The sequence below is a fragment of the Paenibacillus glucanolyticus genome, assembly GCF_037333485.1.
GTDB lineage: Bacteria > Bacillota > Bacilli > Paenibacillales > Paenibacillaceae > Paenibacillus_AQ > Paenibacillus_AQ glucanolyticus.
In genome coordinates, this window is the sequence record NZ_CP147845.1 from 1450830 (window position 1) to 1465956 (window position 15127).

The window sequence follows — 15127 nt, forward strand, 5'->3', positions numbered from 1 at the left end:
TGTTTAATATATCCGAATCGTCAATAACTGCGGTCCATGTTCTTACCGTAATAGATCTCATCCATCTCCAGCTTGATACGCTCTGTTATCTCCTGCTGCTCGCCTTCTGCCAGCTTGTCCTTGGTGTAACCGAACAGATAGTTGTCCAGGTCAAACTGCTTCAGCTTGCACTTGGTGTGGAAGATGTTTTCCTTGTAAACATTGACGTCAATCATATCGAACAAATCCTTGGCTTCGTCGGGAATGTAGTTCTGAATGGAACTGATTTCATGGTCGATGAACAGCTTGTGACCGTGAATATCCCGGGTAAATCCACGGATTCTATAGTCTATTGTCATAATATCCGTATCAAACGAGTGGATCAGGTAGTTCAGGGCTTTGAGCGGCGAGATTTCCCCGCAGGTTGACACATCGATATCTGCACGGAAGGTGCTGATGCCTTCGTCCGGATGGAATTCCGGATACGTGTGGACGGTGATATGGCTCTTGTCGAGCTGCAGCACAACGTTGCCTGGCAGTGGTCCCGGCGACTCGTCATAGGATTCCTCCGAAACCTCAACGACAGGCCCTTCGGATACGAGCACCGTAACGCTGGCTCCTTGAGGGATATAGTCCTGCTTAGCAATATTCAGCACATGGGCTCCGATAATTTCGGCCACGTGGCTTAATATGTTGGTAAGCCGATCCGCATTGTACTGCTCGTCAATATACTCAAGATAGGCTTCCCGTTCTTCCCGGGTCTTGGTGTAGCAGACATCGTACATATTAAAACTGAGCGATTTCGTCAGGTTGTTGAACCCATGCAGGGTGACACGTTGTTCCGGTGTAATATCCATATGAATTTCCCCTTGTGTAGTTAGTGTATCAGTTCGAGTACCTATTATTTCCGAAACCGGTAATTCCTAATCTATCGATGCTTCTGACTCCAGAGGTTTGCAACAATATGTTCTTACCCGTATCAGGTTAAACCTTAACAGAGGGTTCTAAGGAAAGCACAGAGTCAAGCATTCGCTGCATAAAAAAAGGATCCCCTGCTACACGCAGCGTATCCTTTGGGTTTCGTACGTTTACTCCGTAAACTCAAGCAGTTCTATTACGTTGCCAAACGGGTCCCGAATCGCACTGTACAGACCGGGAGGGCAAGGCTGCGGCGTATCAAAGATCACCTCAACGCCCTGCGATTTGTACTTCGATATGGCAGCGCTCACATCAGCAGTTTCGATTCCGATAATCACCTGCGCCTCATGCGGGTAATCCGTTTTTGTAATGCGGTCGCATTTCTGCAGAACAAGAGAGAGGCCCTCGTTTTCCAAACTGATGATCTCTTCACTGTATGCCTTGGAAATTTGAAATCCCAGAATGTCGCAATAAAATTGCTTGGCTTGATCCATGTTACTTACATTAATCGACAGAACGCATAGATTGGGCATAGTTATTCACTCCTCTAGTTTAATTGGTTTACTCGCAGCATAGAATGCCATCTCCTGATTCGAAGCTCGATTTCAGGCTGGCTAACATGTCTTCCCAGGCATTCACATCCCATTTACATCCCATTTTCTGGCTTGCAGCCATTCTTGCGAATCCTTCCAGCCTGTATGCTCCAAGGTAACTCGGGTGCTGCTTCGATCCGGGTTTCTTGAATTATGGTCATGTCTTTTGCCTCCATCATCTAACGATCAAGCGTTCAGATCGCTTATTCTATAAATTCAGTATAGAGGGACAGGCTATTCCAAAATTCTTCTACTTTGCGCTGTTGCCCCGATCCTTCTCGAACAATAGCAGAGGCAGGTTGACTACGATCGGAGGGTCATAGGGCAGCGGCTCCCGCAGGGTAATCTTGACCGACAGATCGGTAGTCTCGTCAATATGAACGGGATTATCGAGCTTGCCGCGCAAGGAGTTATTCAGCAGATAGTAATCCCGAGGATTCAGGCTCCAGGGGATGCCGGCAGCCAGCACATAGTACGTGCCGGCTGGAATGCGGGTCAATATACAGGACCGGTTTCTAAGATTGACAGCTGTACCGCTTATAGGCTTCTGGTCGGGAACGGGCCTCGGGAACAGCCCGACATAGATCATGCCGCGGAAATTCTCCGGAGCTACAATCTGGCAATGGATCCGGGGTAAGTCATTGAGTTCTTCCTCAGCCCAACTTAACGGTTTGTTCTCATACTGATTCACATACTGATGCAGGGATCCGGATGTGGACCGGAATCGCTTCGGGGACAGACCGACAAACTGCTTAAAACGGGTATTGAAGGTGCCCGGACTGGATAAACCGATAGTCATCCCGATTTTAACGAGCAGGGAGGGTCTTTTGAGGAGTTCAGTTTTGCCGGATTCGACTCTTAGCGCTGACAGGTATTGCCTGACCGAGATGCCGGTTACGCGCTTGAATACTCTGGAGAAGTGGAAGGAGCTGTATCGTGCGAGATCGGCGAGCTGCTGTGTTGTCATAGGCTCATCGAGATGCTCCTTCATATATTGAATGACTTGCTGTACGGCTCCGGTATGTTCATCATTCACTAGGGATCACCAACTTTGGGTGTTTATATTTTTGACTATGAACGGAAGGCATTTTGTTTCCATGATTATCAAGTTCTCGTTATCAAATGCAATTTCCTTCTTGGATTCGGTTGCCCATTCACGGAAAGGCCGTTAAACTTAAAGGATGAGCGTTTCCAAAACGGAAAACCAAGGTGAAATAAGGAGTTTTTATCCATGAATGTGGAAACAAATGATAGAGAATCAACCAACATGAATACAGCGCGGGATTATCTGCAGAAATATTACGGTTATCCTGATTTTCGGGATGGTCAGAAGAAAATTGTTGCCAGTCTTCTGGAAGGCCAGGACACGCTGGGAATCATGCCGACCGGTGGAGGCAAATCCATCTGTTATCAGATTCCGGCACTGCTGTATCCTGGTCTGACGTTGGTAGTATCCCCCTTGATCTCTTTAATGAAGGATCAGGTGGATGCACTCACGACGGCGGGCGTTGCGGCTGCTTATATCAACAGCACGCTCAGCGGCAAAGAAGTGAACGAGCGCATACGCGCAGCGAAACGGGGAGACCTGAAGCTGTTGTATGTTGCCCCGGAGCGGCTTGAGCTGGATTGGTTCCGGGAGGAGATGGCAGGACTCGATATTTCGATTGTTGCCGTCGATGAAGCTCACTGCGTATCCCAGTGGGGTCATGACTTCCGGACAAGTTATCTCTCGGTGGCGCCTTTCGTTAAAGGATTGCCTAAGCGGCCGATTGTAGCCGCATTTACGGCAACGGCGACACCTGAGGTTATGGAGGACATGCAGCGTCTGCTTCGTCTGGAGCAGCCGCAAGTATTCGTAACGGGACTTGGGCGGGATAATCTGGAGATGTCGGTTCTGCGCGGTGAGAACAAGCGCGAGTTTGTGCTCGACTACGCGGCTTCGCATACCCACCAGCCGGGCATTATCTATGCTGCAACCCGCAAAGAGGTGGATGATCTGTCTCAGAGGCTGCAGGCTCAAGGGCTTCTTGCCGGCCGATATCATGCCGGAATGAGTGATTCGGAGCGAGCAGACAGCCAGGAGGCCTTCCTGTATGACGACATCCGGGTCATTGTGGCAACGAATGCATTTGGGATGGGGATCGATAAATCCAATGTTCGGTATGTCATTCATTACAATATGCCGAAAAACATGGAGTCCTACGTTCAGGAGGCTGGCCGTGCAGGGCGGGACGGCGAGCCGAGCCAGTGCATACTGCTGTTCAGCGCCCAGGACATCATGACGCAGAAATTCTTAATTGAACAGAATCCGCAGGAAGGCGAGCGCAAACAGAATGATTACCGGAAGCTGCAGCAGATGATTGATTACTGTTACACGACCCGCTGTCTGCGCAGCGCGATGCTGGATTATTTCGGGGAAGAGCATGAGGACAACCCTTGCGGCACGTGCAGCTCCTGCACCGATGACCGTGAGCTTGTGGACATCACGGTGGATGCGCAGAAAATCTTCTCCTGCATTCACCGGATGCGTGAACGTTTTGGTGTGTCCATGATCGCCTCCGTGCTGAAGGGATCACGCGCCAAAAAGGTGCTGGAATACGGTTTTGACCGGCTTCCGACCTATGGTGTGATGTCCAATCGGACGGAGAAGGAGATTTCCGAGACCATCAATGTGCTGATTTCGGAAGGGTTTCTGGCGTTGACCGAAGGCCAGTATCCTGTCGTGAAACTTCAAAGCGAGGCGGCAGACGTGTTAAAAGGGCAGCGCGAAGTCATGCAGCGCGTTCCGCGACCTTCAAAAGCAGCAGGCAGCCAGCGAAGCAGCGGCCGTCGCGATTACTCGCCGTCCGCTGTGAATGAAACGGTATTCGAACAGCTTCGCCTGATTCGGCGTGAGCTGGCAAGCAAAGAGCATGTGCCTTCTTACATCATTTTTAATGATGCAACGCTGCGTGAGATGAGTGTGGCCTGCCCGCAGAGTGAGGATGAGATGCTGAATGTCAAAGGGGTCGGGGAAGTGAAATTCCGCAAATATGGCCGCCCGTTCCTGGATTTTTTCCTGAACGGACCGGGCGCATCGCCTGACAGTGACAACCTGTACGACTATGAATAACGAGCTGCCGCAGGTCAGAAGCACGGAATATATTATTTAGAAGGAAAGTGGACACTACCATGAAAGTCATACTAACAACCCTGAATGCCAAGTACATCCATACCTCTTTGGCGATTCGCTGCCTGAAGGCATATAGCGAGAAGGATTTCGATATTGAATTGACGGAGTATACGATCAAGGACCCGGTGATGAATATTGTCTCCGACCTGTTCCAGCGCAAGCCGGACGTGATCGGATTCTCGTGTTATATATGGAATATCGAAGAGACGATTAAAGTGATCGACATCGTGAAGAAGATAATGCCGGAAGTCACGATCATACTGGGCGGACCCGAGGTTTCCTACGATACGGACTACTGGATGAAACGGCTGCATAATGTCGACTTTATCGTGATGGGGGAAGGCGAGGAAACGTTCCACCATCTGCTGCAAACGATAGAAGGCGACCGGAAATTTCATTTTGTGTATGGCGTGGCCTACCGTAAACAGGGCGAAGTGATCGTGAATCCGGGAAGACCCAAAAGCATTCTGGCAGAGCTGCCTTCGCCGCATCGTTTTCCGGAGGATATACCGCATCTCGGGAAGCGGGTCGTATATTTTGAGACCAGCCGGGGGTGCCCTTTCAGCTGTCAGTTCTGCTTGTCGAGCATTGAGGTGGGTGTTCGCTACTACGACATCGAACGGACCAAGAAGGATATTCTCTATCTGATTGAGAACGGTGCGAAGCTGATCAAATTCGTGGACCGGACATTTAACATTAAGCGGGATTATGCGCTTGACATGTTCGAGTTTTTGATTGAGAATCATGGCGGCTGCGTATTCCAGTTTGAGATAACGGCGGATATCATGCGTCCCGAGGTTCTGGATTACTTGGCGAAAAATGCCCCTCCCGGCATTTTTCGATTTGAGATCGGGGTACAGTCTACCAACGATCCAACGAATGAGCTGGTGAAAAGGCGCCAGAATTTTACCAAGCTGTCCCGCACGGTGACTATGATCAAGGACAGCCGCAAGATCGACCAGCATTTGGATTTGATTGCAGGGCTTCCTGAAGAGGACTACGATACCTTCCGCAAAACGTTCAATGATGTATTTGCCCTCGGACCGGAGGAGCTGCAGTTAGGCTTTCTGAAGATGCTTCGGGGAACCGGACTGCGGATTGATGCGGAGAAGTATAATTACACGTATATGGATCATGCTCCATATGAGATTTTAGGCAGTGACGTGCTTCCATTCTCGGATATCGTTCGATTGAAGAGGCTGGAGGACGTGCTTGAGAAGTATTGGAACGCGCACCGAATGGACCATACCGTGAATTATCTGATGAAGCATGAATTTACATCCCCGTTTGATTTCTTCCAGGAGTTCGGTGACTATTGGGAAGGACAGGGCTGGCAGAAAATCGGCCATCAGCTGGAGGATCTGTTTACGCGCTTGACCGCATTTCTTCAGCATCGAAAAACGCGACATATGGAGGTCATTCTGGGTCTTATGAAATTTGATTATTTCCTGGGCCATAAGTACAAGCCGCGTAAAATTTGGTGGGATCATACACAGGATAAAGCCCAGTGGACCGCCCATGTTCGTCATATTGTTGAGAAGCCTGCGGCACTGTCCGGCGATTTCGCCGATCTGGGAATCACCGAGCGCGACCTGCAGAAACATGCGATGATCGAGCTGCTGCCTTTTGACCTGAATGATGTCATTCAGGGAGGAACCGGCCTGCCGGCGAGCGGCGGCGAAGGTGAGGCGGCAACGATGCTGCTGGTATTGTACCAGCAGAATGAAACCGGGCAACCGCAGTACTACACGGTGCCAGTGTAACAAGGGCAGCTCCCGCTCGGAATAAAACTTCCTGGGTATCGGTATTCTAATCGCATCAACCTATATGAGGAGGCGATGTTTGGTGAACGGGAATCAGAAGGAGCGAGCGCCGCATTCGCATGATGAACCGACGATTGCGCCCGGGATGGAAACCAACGATGATTTGCGTATAGAGGCAGCAGAAGACGAAGTGGAGCGCGGGGATTATACCGAGGTCACACAATTGATCATTGACCGCACACCGAGCGACGAAGAATAATCGGCTTGTTTGTTCAACGCTGACAATTATTGATAAACAGAAAAAGGATGCCCAGGTTTACAACCCTGAGGCATCCTTTTCTATGATTGAGACATTAATAAGCATGTTTACATGATCTGTTCCGGCTTCCGGGCCGTATCACCTGATCCAGCTGTATGCCGCTCCAGCCAATCGAGGACATGGGCTGCTACTTCATCTCGATTGATCTCGTGCAGCATCTCATGACGGCCGCCAGGATACAAACGGTATTCCAGATCTTCAATGCCATACTTCTGGTACAGTTCAATCAACCGCCGCACGCCTTTGCCACGTTGTCCGACGGGATCTTCCTCACCCGAGAAGATATAAATCGGTTTATCCTTGAGCAGGCATTCCATCAATTCCGGCTTATGGATTTCGGACAGCAGCTTGAAGAAATCACGGAAGAACTGTGCACTGCACACCTGACCACAGTAGGGATCGTTCACATATTTATCGACTTCCGCTTCATCCCGGGACAACCAATCAAATGGCGTTCGGATGGTGCCGAAGCCTCTGTTGTATGGGCCGAACACGAGGGCGTTCAGCATCACGCTTCGGTGTGTGTTACCCTGGAAGCGCATCTGCACTGCGGCCAGCTTGAGGCCAAACAGAAGCATTCCCTGGGGACCGTTTGAGCCGGAAAGGATGAAGCCATCGAATGCTTCCCCGTTCGAACACATGATTTTCTGTGTCAAAAAGGACCCCATGCTGTGTCCCATCAAGTAATGAGGAACAGCGGAATGCCGCTTGCGCAGCTCGGAAGCAAGAAGCAATTGATCCTCGATCATTCCTTCAAACCCGTTCTCCCCGGCATCGCCGAGAAACTCAAGCCCGGCCGTTTGTCCATGACCTCGATGATCATTGCAGTACACGGCATAACCATGTCCTGTAAGCAATTCAGCAAGCTCCTCGTACCGTTTGCCGGTTTCGCACATGCCGTGAGCAATTTGCACGACTGCACGGGTGGGAGTATCCGGGTCAGGAAGCCATTGATATACAAAAACATACATGCCCTGCGTATTCAGTATCGTAAACGTGTCGGTCTGCATTTTTGGGCTTTACACCTCCACAAAAACGAATGGATTACAGCATGTTACATAAGCTTATTAAGGAAGATAAGAACGAAGAACCGTCGACTGCCCATCCAGTGTATAGGCGCCCAGATTAGCGGGCAGCAAGAAGCATTGTCCCGATGTATAGCCGATGGAGCCATTATCCCAGCTTAGCGTTCCTTGACCGTCGCATACCACGATGATGGTGAAGCTCTCCGGGGAAGTGGACTGTGCCCAAGCTCCATTGACAACACCTTTTTCCACTACAAAATACGGAGACTTGGCAAGCTCCAGCCATTCTCCAGGTGCCGTGCCATCCGTGCTCATGGTAGTAGCGCCTGACCCTTCGTAAGCAGTGACATTTAGGGAATCCTCGATGTGCAGCTCACGCGGCTTGCCGTCAAGGCCCGGGCGATTATAATCGAAAATCCGGTACGTGGTATCGGAGTTCTGCTGGATCTCTGCCACAACAACGCCGGCACAAAGTGCATGAACCGTACCAGCAGGTATGTAGAACGTATCTCCGGCTTTTACGGATACTTCCCGAAGCTGCTCCATAACGGTCCCATTTTCCATGGCTTCCTTCAGGGTTTCACGGCTAACCTGATCTTTCAGACCGTAAATGATCTTGGCGTCAGGCTTCGCATCCAGCACATACCACATTTCAGTCTTGCCCAATTCGCCTTTCGGGAGTCCTTCGTAGTCATCGGTCGGGTGGACCTGAACCGAGAGGTTGTCATTACAGTCAAGCAGCTTGATCAGCAATGGAAAACGTCCGTTAACTTCGGAGAATCCTTTGCTTCCGAACCATTCCCGGCCGAATTGCTCCCGAACCTGATCCAGGCCGCGGCCAGCCAGCTCGCCGTTGACAATGCTGGTAGTGCCGTTCGGATGGTCAGCGATCATCCAGCCTTCTCCGATATGTCCTTCCGGAATATCCAGGCCGAATTGCTCGAGGGCGCGGCCTCCCCATACGCGTTCTTTGAATTCAGGTTGAAATAACAGTGGATATGGTTGTGTCATTGTACATCAACTACCTTTCGTCATGTTTGAAATTCTATGGCTGCTTTAACTTTGGGTTGCTTTAAAGAACTTATATCATAAGGGCTTCTTGCGTTCCAATGCAATGAGATATGGTGCATCTGCACGCTGAAGGCCTCGATATAATATCGTTTGCACCGCGTGCTGCGGAAGCCGCTCCGCCCATGCCTGCACAGCGGCTGCTTCGGCGTCGCCGCCTTTGTGGCCCGGATAGAGCACGACCGTGATAATGCCTCCCGGCCGGAGAAGCTCGATTGCGGCTTCCAGAGCCGTTAGCGTGCTGGCGGTTTCCGTCATGATCCGTTTATCCGACGAATCAGCCGGTAGGTAGCCGAGATTGAACATAACCGCGCCAACTTGGCCGTGATCGCGATCCGAAACGCAGCTCTTCATGAGCGCATGGCTCTGCTGATGAAGGGAGATAGCGGGAAGCGAATCCGGCGGTTCCTTGGCGAGCCTTTCGCGGGTTAGCTGCAGCGCCTGCTCCTGAATATCAAAAGCATACACCTTGCCTCTTGAGCCTATGCATTTGGCTAGATAGAGCGTATCGGCCCCGGTGCCTGCTGTGGCATCCAGCGCGATGTCTCCTTGCCGGAGCCTCTCAGCCACCAGTTTGTGGGCAAAACTCAACACCGAGAGGAAGCCCATCAGGATTCCCTCCACAATTTGCCCTGCCATGTATTCCGGCGTTTGAGTTCGGCATCAATGCCATTGAGGACTTCCCATTTTTTCAAACTCCACATCGGTCCGATCAACAGATCCCGGGGGGCGTCTCCGGTGAGACGATGGACAATTATTTCCGGGGGCAGCAGTTCCAGACTGTCCACGATCAGCTTGATGTATTCGTCTTGCTCCAGGAAGCGCAGCAGTCCGGCTTCATACTGCTTCACCATAGGCGTCTTCCGCATCAGGTGCAGCAGGTGGATCTTGATGCCCTGCACATCCATCTTGGCTACGGCTCTGCACGTTTCCAGCATCATTTCATGGTCTTCTTGCGGGAGACCGTATATGATGTGGGTGCAGACACGAATGTTATGCTTGCGCAGCTTCTCGACGGCCTCCAGGTAACATTCCGTGTCATGGGCACGGTTGATAAGCTCAGAGGTTGAATCGTGGATCGTCTGCAGACCCATTTCCACCCACAGATAGGTTCGTTCATTCAGCTCCGCCAAGTATTCCACGACATCGTCAGGCAGACAGTCGGGGCGCGTAGCGATCGACAGGCCGACAACACCTGGCTGCTGCAGTATTACTTCGTAGTATTCCCGAAGCTCTTCAACAGGAGCGTAGGTATTGGTATAGGCTTGGAAATACCCGATATATTTGGCGTTTGGCCACTTCAGGTGCTGTCTGTCCCGGATGGTATTGAACTGGGTAACGAGATCATCCCGCCTGCGTCCTGCAAAATCACCGGAGCCGCGTGCGCTGCAGAAGGTGCATCCGCCCTTGGCTATCGTGCCGTCACGGTTCGGACAAGTAAACCCGGCGTCCAGCATGACTTTGAACACCTTGTTCTGGAATTGGTTGTGCATTTCGTAATTCCAGGTATGAAATCGTTTCTCGCCCCATAGCTCTGGAGCGGGTATAAGTGGCGTATTCATGTGATCTCCCTTTGTAGCTGTATAGGTTGAATTGAGATGTGCATCTTGAAGCTTCTAAGCATGCCGTTATTTGGCATTTGTTTATCAAACAGATACGTCTATTGTAACAAAAAATCCGGCTTTACGTCATATGCAGGTCTTCCTGCCTAATTAAGACGTTGTTACTTGAACGGACTACATATAATTGGTATATTTAAAGTAGAAAAATAAATATATGATTCAAGAAATTTTGGCATGGGTATATATCGGATAGGATTCATATTTGTGTGACGTCATGGATACAATAATACCGTGAGGTGATTACGAATGAATTCATCAACAGTAAAGCATGATCGTAGTGACAAAATCGCTGTGGAGCTTACCCCGAATGAAGCTTTAGCCCTTACAGGAGTAGAGTTTAACTCCAACCAAGATGTGAAGGCTTCAGCACGTCGCAAGATTCGGGCCGCCTTTGAGAAGACATTTGATTTTAAGGCAGATGAAAGGTAGACTATTCACAGTTTAACCATCGCGGAACCCCAATTCCAAATATAAGAAAAAGGAACCTAAAACCTTTGCGTTAAGCAGAGAATAGGTTCCTTTTTCTATGGGACTCTTTACATTTGGGGTTAACTTCGTCACAATAATGCAGTATCGGGATATAATTCTAAATCTTACTTGGACAAGTTTCGGAGGTATGACATGCGTTTACGCGGAAGAAAAGGTATACGGGAAAATCTGGAGCAGCAGGAAGACCTGGTCGTTTTGGACCCCGGTCAATATAGAGGGAAATGGGCTTCATTATTTGGCAATGATCTTCCGATTCATGTCGAATTTGGCATGGGCAAGGGTCAATTTATCAGCCAGATGAGTTATAAGCACCAGCAAGTGAATTTTATTGGGGTGGACATGTACGATGAGTTGATTCGCCGCGCCAGTGAGAAGGGGCGCAACGTGTGGGCCCAGGAAGGTGTGGATACTCCGCCGAATTTGAAACTGGCGTTGTTTAACATCGAGAGTGTCGAAAAGGTTTTTGAGCCTGGCGAAATTGAACGGTTGTATTTGAACTTCAGCGATCCGTGGCCAAAATCAAAACATGCACGCCGTCGTTTGACGCATCCTCGTTTTCTGGACAAGTACTCCCAGATACTGAACGATCGCGGGGAGATACATTTCAAGACCGATTCGGTGACACTGTTTGAATTCTCGCTGAATTCCTTTGCTGATTATGGGCTGCAAATGACCAACATTTCGCTTGATCTGCATCGTGAAGGATTGAACGAAGAGCACGTAATGACAGAATACGAGACTAAATTCGTTGGTCAAGGCATGCAGATTCATCGCTGCGAGGCCATTGTGGGCAAGGAAGCGCTTGATGCCTATCGCAAGAACCGTCTTGAAAAATACGGAAAATAGTGTATATGCACGATAATTTCGTCTATGATAACGTTTACAACTATTATTATAATAGAAGAAAATCTATCAATCGGTGACATATTCACCGAAAAAACGCATAAAAAAGGTGTGCTCCGCTTTTAAAATGTACCCTATAAGATGACCTTTTCCAAAGTGTCTGTCTTATGGGGTACATTTTATTTTAGGAGTACACCTTTTCATTTTCGAGCATATCGATGATGCTGCGAGCGCTTTGCATCGGATGGAAGCGCTCGATATTTCGCAAGTTTTTCGCTCGCTGCAATTGGATCAGATCATAATGCTGGAGCAGTTTATTCATCCATTTACCAATAACCTCCAGCGAAGTGATGGGTTCTCCCAAGCCCTGGGCTGTAAAGTATTGGCAGTTCTCCTCTTCCTGTCCTGGAAGAGGCTGGTGAAACAGCATCGGGATTCCCTTCGCCAGGCCTTCGGTGCATGTCATGCCCCCGGGCTTCGTGACGAGCAGATCCGATACCTCCATCAGCTTGTCAATCTCGCGTGTAAAGCCCAATATCCGGATGTTGGGATGCTGGAACCGCGGATTGCTCTCCATTTCTTCGCGTCCCTTATCGTTATTGCCAAGACAAAATATGATCTGGACTTCGCCCCGCCATCTTGTCAAGAATTCATGGACAACCTCGTCATTCATGATTCCCCAGCCTCCGCCCATGACAAGCACGGTCGGCATATCGGACAACTGAAATCGTTCCCTGATCTCCTCTTTGCCCGGATGAGTCCAGAAGTCAGGATGAATGGGGATGCCGGTAACCTGAATTTTAGCTTGAGACACCCCGCGGTTGAGCAGCTTTCGCTTAACCTCCGGCGTGGATACGAAATAGCGGTCGACTTCAGGGCTAATCCATGTATCATGAGCATCATAATCGGTTATAACGGTACACAGAGGCACATCGGTGCCGAGCCGTTTCAAACGCGAGATCACAGCACTTGGAATGAAATGGGTGCACACGATGATATCGGGTCTGAGTTGTCTGACCACGTTTTTGGTGCTTGTATAGAACATTCGGTGAAGCGCCAATGCGGTGAACCGATTGAAGGATTTTTGATGACGATACATATACCCGACCAATCTCGGGCGAGTTGTGATCGTCTTCCTGTAGGCCGAAATGATCAGTGGAGCGATTTTCGGGTTCAAGAAGCTTCCAAGCTCAAGAACCTTGGTTTGTACGCTAGGCGACAATTGGCGCAGGCTGCTGGAAAGTGCGTGAGCAGCCTGCGTATGGCCTGCACCGAACCCTTCCGATAACAGCAAGACTCTTTTTTTAGCCACTACTTTTCACCCGTTCTGCAGCGTTATTCTTTAACTTTAACATATCGACTTTGGGAATAGAAATCAACCACTTCCAGCCTGTGCTCACGGGACTTTGGTCCCGGGAGAGCAAGCTTTTCTCGGCGAGGTTCTTGCCGGAGCCTTGTTACTAAAGGAGTTAGTCGCCAGCGCGCATTTTGTAGAAAATCAGGGTCCGTGGACTTTTGACTTGAGTATAAGTTGCCGCTACAATGATTCAAACGGGCGTCAAAAAGTTTATTTAGAGAAAGAGTGTTGAAAAACTAAAACTTTTTGGGTGTCTGTTACGTTTATTTATTGGCGGACAAGATTAAAAAATAAAAAATGGGCAGCCAAAGAAATAAAAAGTAAGAAAACAGATGAAAATAAGAACTAAAGCCGTTTGAAACGAAGCTTGCTGGCAAACTGGATCGCAAGCTGCGCTCTTTTACGAAGTTTTTCCGTAAATTAGAGCATTCCACGGTTTTGACAAAAGATTCAAAAGTGTGGAAAATCGTGTATGACGTGCGAAGTTGCCCCGCGGCACCGAGGCTACTAGAAGAAACAGACACAGGTCACAGGGTCATGCAACAACAAAAAAAAGCAAAAAACTTAGAGAGAAAAAATAACAAAACATTCTCGGGTTATAAAAAGGGGGTAACGGAGAATCATGACAGACGCCATCTTTATCGCGCTCCAACTATTTTTGGCCGCGGTGGGTGTGTACCAGTTCGTATTCTCTTTGTTTGGTCTGATCAAGAGAAAAAAGAAGCAGCATTTTGAACCGAATAAATCATTTGCAGTGTTAGTTGCTGCACACAACGAAGAACAGGTTGTCGGAGCTCTGATGGAGAACCTGAAACAGCTTAACTATCCAAAAGATCTGTACGATGTATTTGTCATATGTGACAACTGTACAGACCGTACTGCTGAGATCGTCCGTGCCCACGGGATGAACGCATGCGTGCGTACGAACCAGAATCTGCGAGGCAAAGGCTATGCCATCGAATGGATGCTTAAAGAGCTCTGGGCAATGCCGCGCCAGTATGATGCGGTCGTCATGTTTGATGCAGATAATCTGGCAGATCCGAATTTCCTGATCGAAATGAATAATGATCTTAGCTCTGGAGCGAGAGTTATCCAGGGATACATCGATACCAAGAACCCTGAGGATTCTTGGATCACCGCCTCTTACGGGGTGTCCTATTGGTACATCAACCGCCTGTGGCAGCTTTCCCGCAGCAATCTGAACATGGCCAACTTCCTTGGCGGTACAGGAATGTGCTTCGAGACGAATCTCTTGAAGGAGATGGGCTGGGGCGCAACCAGTCTGGTTGAGGATTTGGAGTTCACCATGCGCAGTGTTATGCGCGGCGTGTACCCGAAATTCAACTATGATGCCAAGGTATTTGACGAAAAGCCGCTTACGTTCAAGGCTTCTGCCAGACAGCGTCTGCGCTGGATGCAGGGTCACTTTACGGTTGCCCGCCGTTATTTTTTCCCGCTGCTGTGGCGTGCCATTAAAGAACGCAGCCTCGTGAAGCTGGACTTGGCTCTGTACGGAGTTAACGTCTACATCGTGCTGCTGACTTTCTTGTTGACGGCCGTCATTTGGATTGACAACTCGTTCTTCGATGGTCCGAATATCGCAAATCTGTATGGATATCTGCCGCTGTGGCTAAGCTTTACCGCGATTGCGGCTAACGTGTTCACGTTCATGATTGCGATGCTGCTTGAGAAGGTCAAATACAAGAAGGTTTACTTGTATCTGGTGCTGTTCCCGATTTACCTGCTGTCGTGGTATCCTATCACGGTGTATGCGTTCTTCACGCAGAACAACAAGCAGTGGAGTCATACGGAGCATACCCGGGTTGTGCGCCTTGAAGAAGTGCAGAGCAAACAAGGGTAATAAAGTTTATGTTATATCTGTGTTGACACAGGCTGGTGGGACCTGTTATACTATCCTAGTCTGTTAAACAGAATATCTGATTGCAAGCAGAAGCGCCGCTTCTCACCTGACTGACATA

At 49.3% G+C, this 15127-nt stretch carries 14 protein-coding genes and 1 other annotated feature (1 of these 15 running past the window's edge); of the genes, 6 read left to right on the top strand and 8 right to left on the bottom strand.

What is annotated here, in order from left to right:
- Nucleotides 1-20 precede the first annotated feature (20 nt).
- The 3 genes from speD to WDY75_RS07065 all read right to left on the bottom strand — a co-directional run bounded on the left by speD (nt 21) and on the right by WDY75_RS07065 (nt 2526).
- The gene (speD, locus tag WDY75_RS07055) at nt 21-836 is read right to left on the bottom strand and encodes an adenosylmethionine decarboxylase (RefSeq protein ID WP_006212274.1); all 816 of its coding nucleotides are present in this window, start codon (nt 834-836) and stop codon (nt 21-23) included.
- Between the two features lie 231 nt (nt 837-1067).
- Nucleotides 1068-1430 carry a VOC family protein gene (locus WDY75_RS07060; protein ID WP_006212273.1) on the bottom strand — a complete coding sequence of 121 codons (363 nt, stop codon included), beginning with the start codon at nt 1428-1430 and terminating at the stop codon, nt 1068-1070.
- A 310-nt stretch (nt 1431-1740) separates the two neighbouring features.
- Nucleotides 1741-2526 carry an AraC family transcriptional regulator gene (locus tag WDY75_RS07065; protein WP_063480443.1) on the bottom strand — a complete coding sequence of 262 codons (786 nt, stop codon included), beginning with the start codon at nt 2524-2526 and terminating at the stop codon, nt 1741-1743.
- 195 nt (nt 2527-2721) lie between these two features.
- Between WDY75_RS07065 and recQ the strand changes: the two genes are divergently transcribed.
- From recQ to WDY75_RS07080, 3 genes are all read left to right on the top strand, one after another.
- On the top strand, nt 2722-4602 hold the full coding sequence (recQ, locus tag WDY75_RS07070; RefSeq protein ID WP_063480442.1) for a DNA helicase RecQ: 1881 nt from the start codon (nt 2722-2724) through the stop codon (nt 4600-4602).
- 59 nt (nt 4603-4661) lie between these two features.
- Nucleotides 4662-6425: a B12-binding domain-containing radical SAM protein gene (locus WDY75_RS07075; protein WP_063480441.1), complete on the top strand. Its 1764-nt coding sequence runs from the start codon at nt 4662-4664 to the stop codon at nt 6423-6425.
- An 82-nt stretch (nt 6426-6507) separates the two neighbouring features.
- Nucleotides 6508-6684: a hypothetical protein gene (locus tag WDY75_RS07080; protein ID WP_006212269.1), complete on the top strand. Its 177-nt coding sequence runs from the start codon at nt 6508-6510 to the stop codon at nt 6682-6684.
- Nucleotides 6685-6791: 107 nt separating this feature from the next.
- On the opposite strand, the gene WDY75_RS07085 is transcribed toward WDY75_RS07080, so the two are convergent.
- The 4 genes from WDY75_RS07085 to WDY75_RS07100 form a co-directional block, all read right to left on the bottom strand.
- Entirely contained in the window at nt 6792-7754 is a 963-nt protein-coding gene (locus WDY75_RS07085) for an alpha/beta fold hydrolase (protein ID WP_063480440.1), read from the bottom strand.
- A 57-nt stretch (nt 7755-7811) separates the two neighbouring features.
- Nucleotides 7812-8780 carry a type I phosphomannose isomerase catalytic subunit gene (locus WDY75_RS07090; protein WP_006212265.1) on the bottom strand — a complete coding sequence of 323 codons (969 nt, stop codon included), beginning with the start codon at nt 8778-8780 and terminating at the stop codon, nt 7812-7814.
- Nucleotides 8781-8855: 75 nt separating this feature from the next.
- Entirely contained in the window at nt 8856-9446 is a 591-nt protein-coding gene (locus tag WDY75_RS07095; protein ID WP_036639727.1) for a class I SAM-dependent methyltransferase, read from the bottom strand.
- Nucleotides 9446-10399 carry a TIGR01212 family radical SAM protein gene (locus WDY75_RS07100; protein WP_063480439.1) on the bottom strand — a complete coding sequence of 318 codons (954 nt, stop codon included), beginning with the start codon at nt 10397-10399 and terminating at the stop codon, nt 9446-9448. The genes WDY75_RS07095 and WDY75_RS07100 overlap by 1 nt, the downstream gene beginning before the upstream one ends.
- 306 nt (nt 10400-10705) lie before the next feature.
- Here WDY75_RS07100 and WDY75_RS07105 point away from each other — a divergent pair, with 306 nt between their 5' ends.
- Both WDY75_RS07105 and trmB read left to right on the top strand, forming a co-directional pair.
- Entirely contained in the window at nt 10706-10888 is a 183-nt protein-coding gene (locus WDY75_RS07105; RefSeq protein WP_006212263.1) for a hypothetical protein, read from the top strand.
- Nucleotides 10889-11080: 192 nt separating this feature from the next.
- Entirely contained in the window at nt 11081-11794 is a 714-nt protein-coding gene (trmB, locus tag WDY75_RS07110) for a tRNA (guanosine(46)-N7)-methyltransferase TrmB (RefSeq protein WP_063480438.1), read from the top strand.
- A 181-nt stretch (nt 11795-11975) separates the two neighbouring features.
- Here trmB and WDY75_RS07115 read toward each other — a convergent pair whose 3' ends face one another.
- Nucleotides 11976-13103 (bottom strand): UDP-N-acetylglucosamine--LPS N-acetylglucosamine transferase, encoded by a 1128-nt coding sequence (locus tag WDY75_RS07115; protein ID WP_036639723.1) that lies wholly within the window; start codon nt 13101-13103, stop codon nt 11976-11978.
- A 667-nt stretch (nt 13104-13770) separates the two neighbouring features.
- Here WDY75_RS07115 and WDY75_RS07120 point away from each other — a divergent pair.
- Nucleotides 13771-15009, top strand: coding sequence for a glycosyltransferase family 2 protein (locus WDY75_RS07120; RefSeq protein ID WP_006212259.1), 1239 nt, complete (start codon nt 13771-13773; stop codon nt 15007-15009).
- A 78-nt stretch (nt 15010-15087) separates the two neighbouring features.
- Nucleotides 15088-15127 (top strand) — a sequence feature (ribosomal protein L20 leader region); it runs 107 nt beyond the window's last position.

What these genes read in the sequence shown, in the direction of transcription:
- speD (WP_006212274.1), bottom strand. Translation starts at nt 836, where the DNA reads ATGGATATTACACCGGAACAACGTGTCACCCTGCATGGGTTCAACAAC.
- WDY75_RS07060 (WP_006212273.1), bottom strand. Translation starts at nt 1,430, where the DNA reads ATGCCCAATCTATGCGTTCTGTCGATTAATGTAAGTAACATGGATCAA.
- recQ (WP_063480442.1), top strand. Translation starts at nt 2,722, where the DNA reads ATGAATGTGGAAACAAATGATAGAGAATCAACCAACATGAATACAGCG.
- WDY75_RS07075 (WP_063480441.1), top strand. Translation starts at nt 4,662, where the DNA reads ATGAAAGTCATACTAACAACCCTGAATGCCAAGTACATCCATACCTCT.
- WDY75_RS07085 (WP_063480440.1), bottom strand. Translation starts at nt 7,754, where the DNA reads ATGCAGACCGACACGTTTACGATACTGAATACGCAGGGCATGTATGTT.
- WDY75_RS07090 (WP_006212265.1), bottom strand. Translation starts at nt 8,780, where the DNA reads ATGACACAACCATATCCACTGTTATTTCAACCTGAATTCAAAGAACGC.
- WDY75_RS07095 (WP_036639727.1), bottom strand. Translation starts at nt 9,446, where the DNA reads ATGGGCTTCCTCTCGGTGTTGAGTTTTGCCCACAAACTGGTGGCTGAG.
- WDY75_RS07100 (WP_063480439.1), bottom strand. Translation starts at nt 10,399, where the DNA reads ATGAATACGCCACTTATACCCGCTCCAGAGCTATGGGGCGAGAAACGA.
- WDY75_RS07105 (WP_006212263.1), top strand. Translation starts at nt 10,706, where the DNA reads ATGAATTCATCAACAGTAAAGCATGATCGTAGTGACAAAATCGCTGTG.
- trmB (WP_063480438.1), top strand. Translation starts at nt 11,081, where the DNA reads ATGCGTTTACGCGGAAGAAAAGGTATACGGGAAAATCTGGAGCAGCAG.
- WDY75_RS07120 (WP_006212259.1), top strand. Translation starts at nt 13,771, where the DNA reads ATGACAGACGCCATCTTTATCGCGCTCCAACTATTTTTGGCCGCGGTG.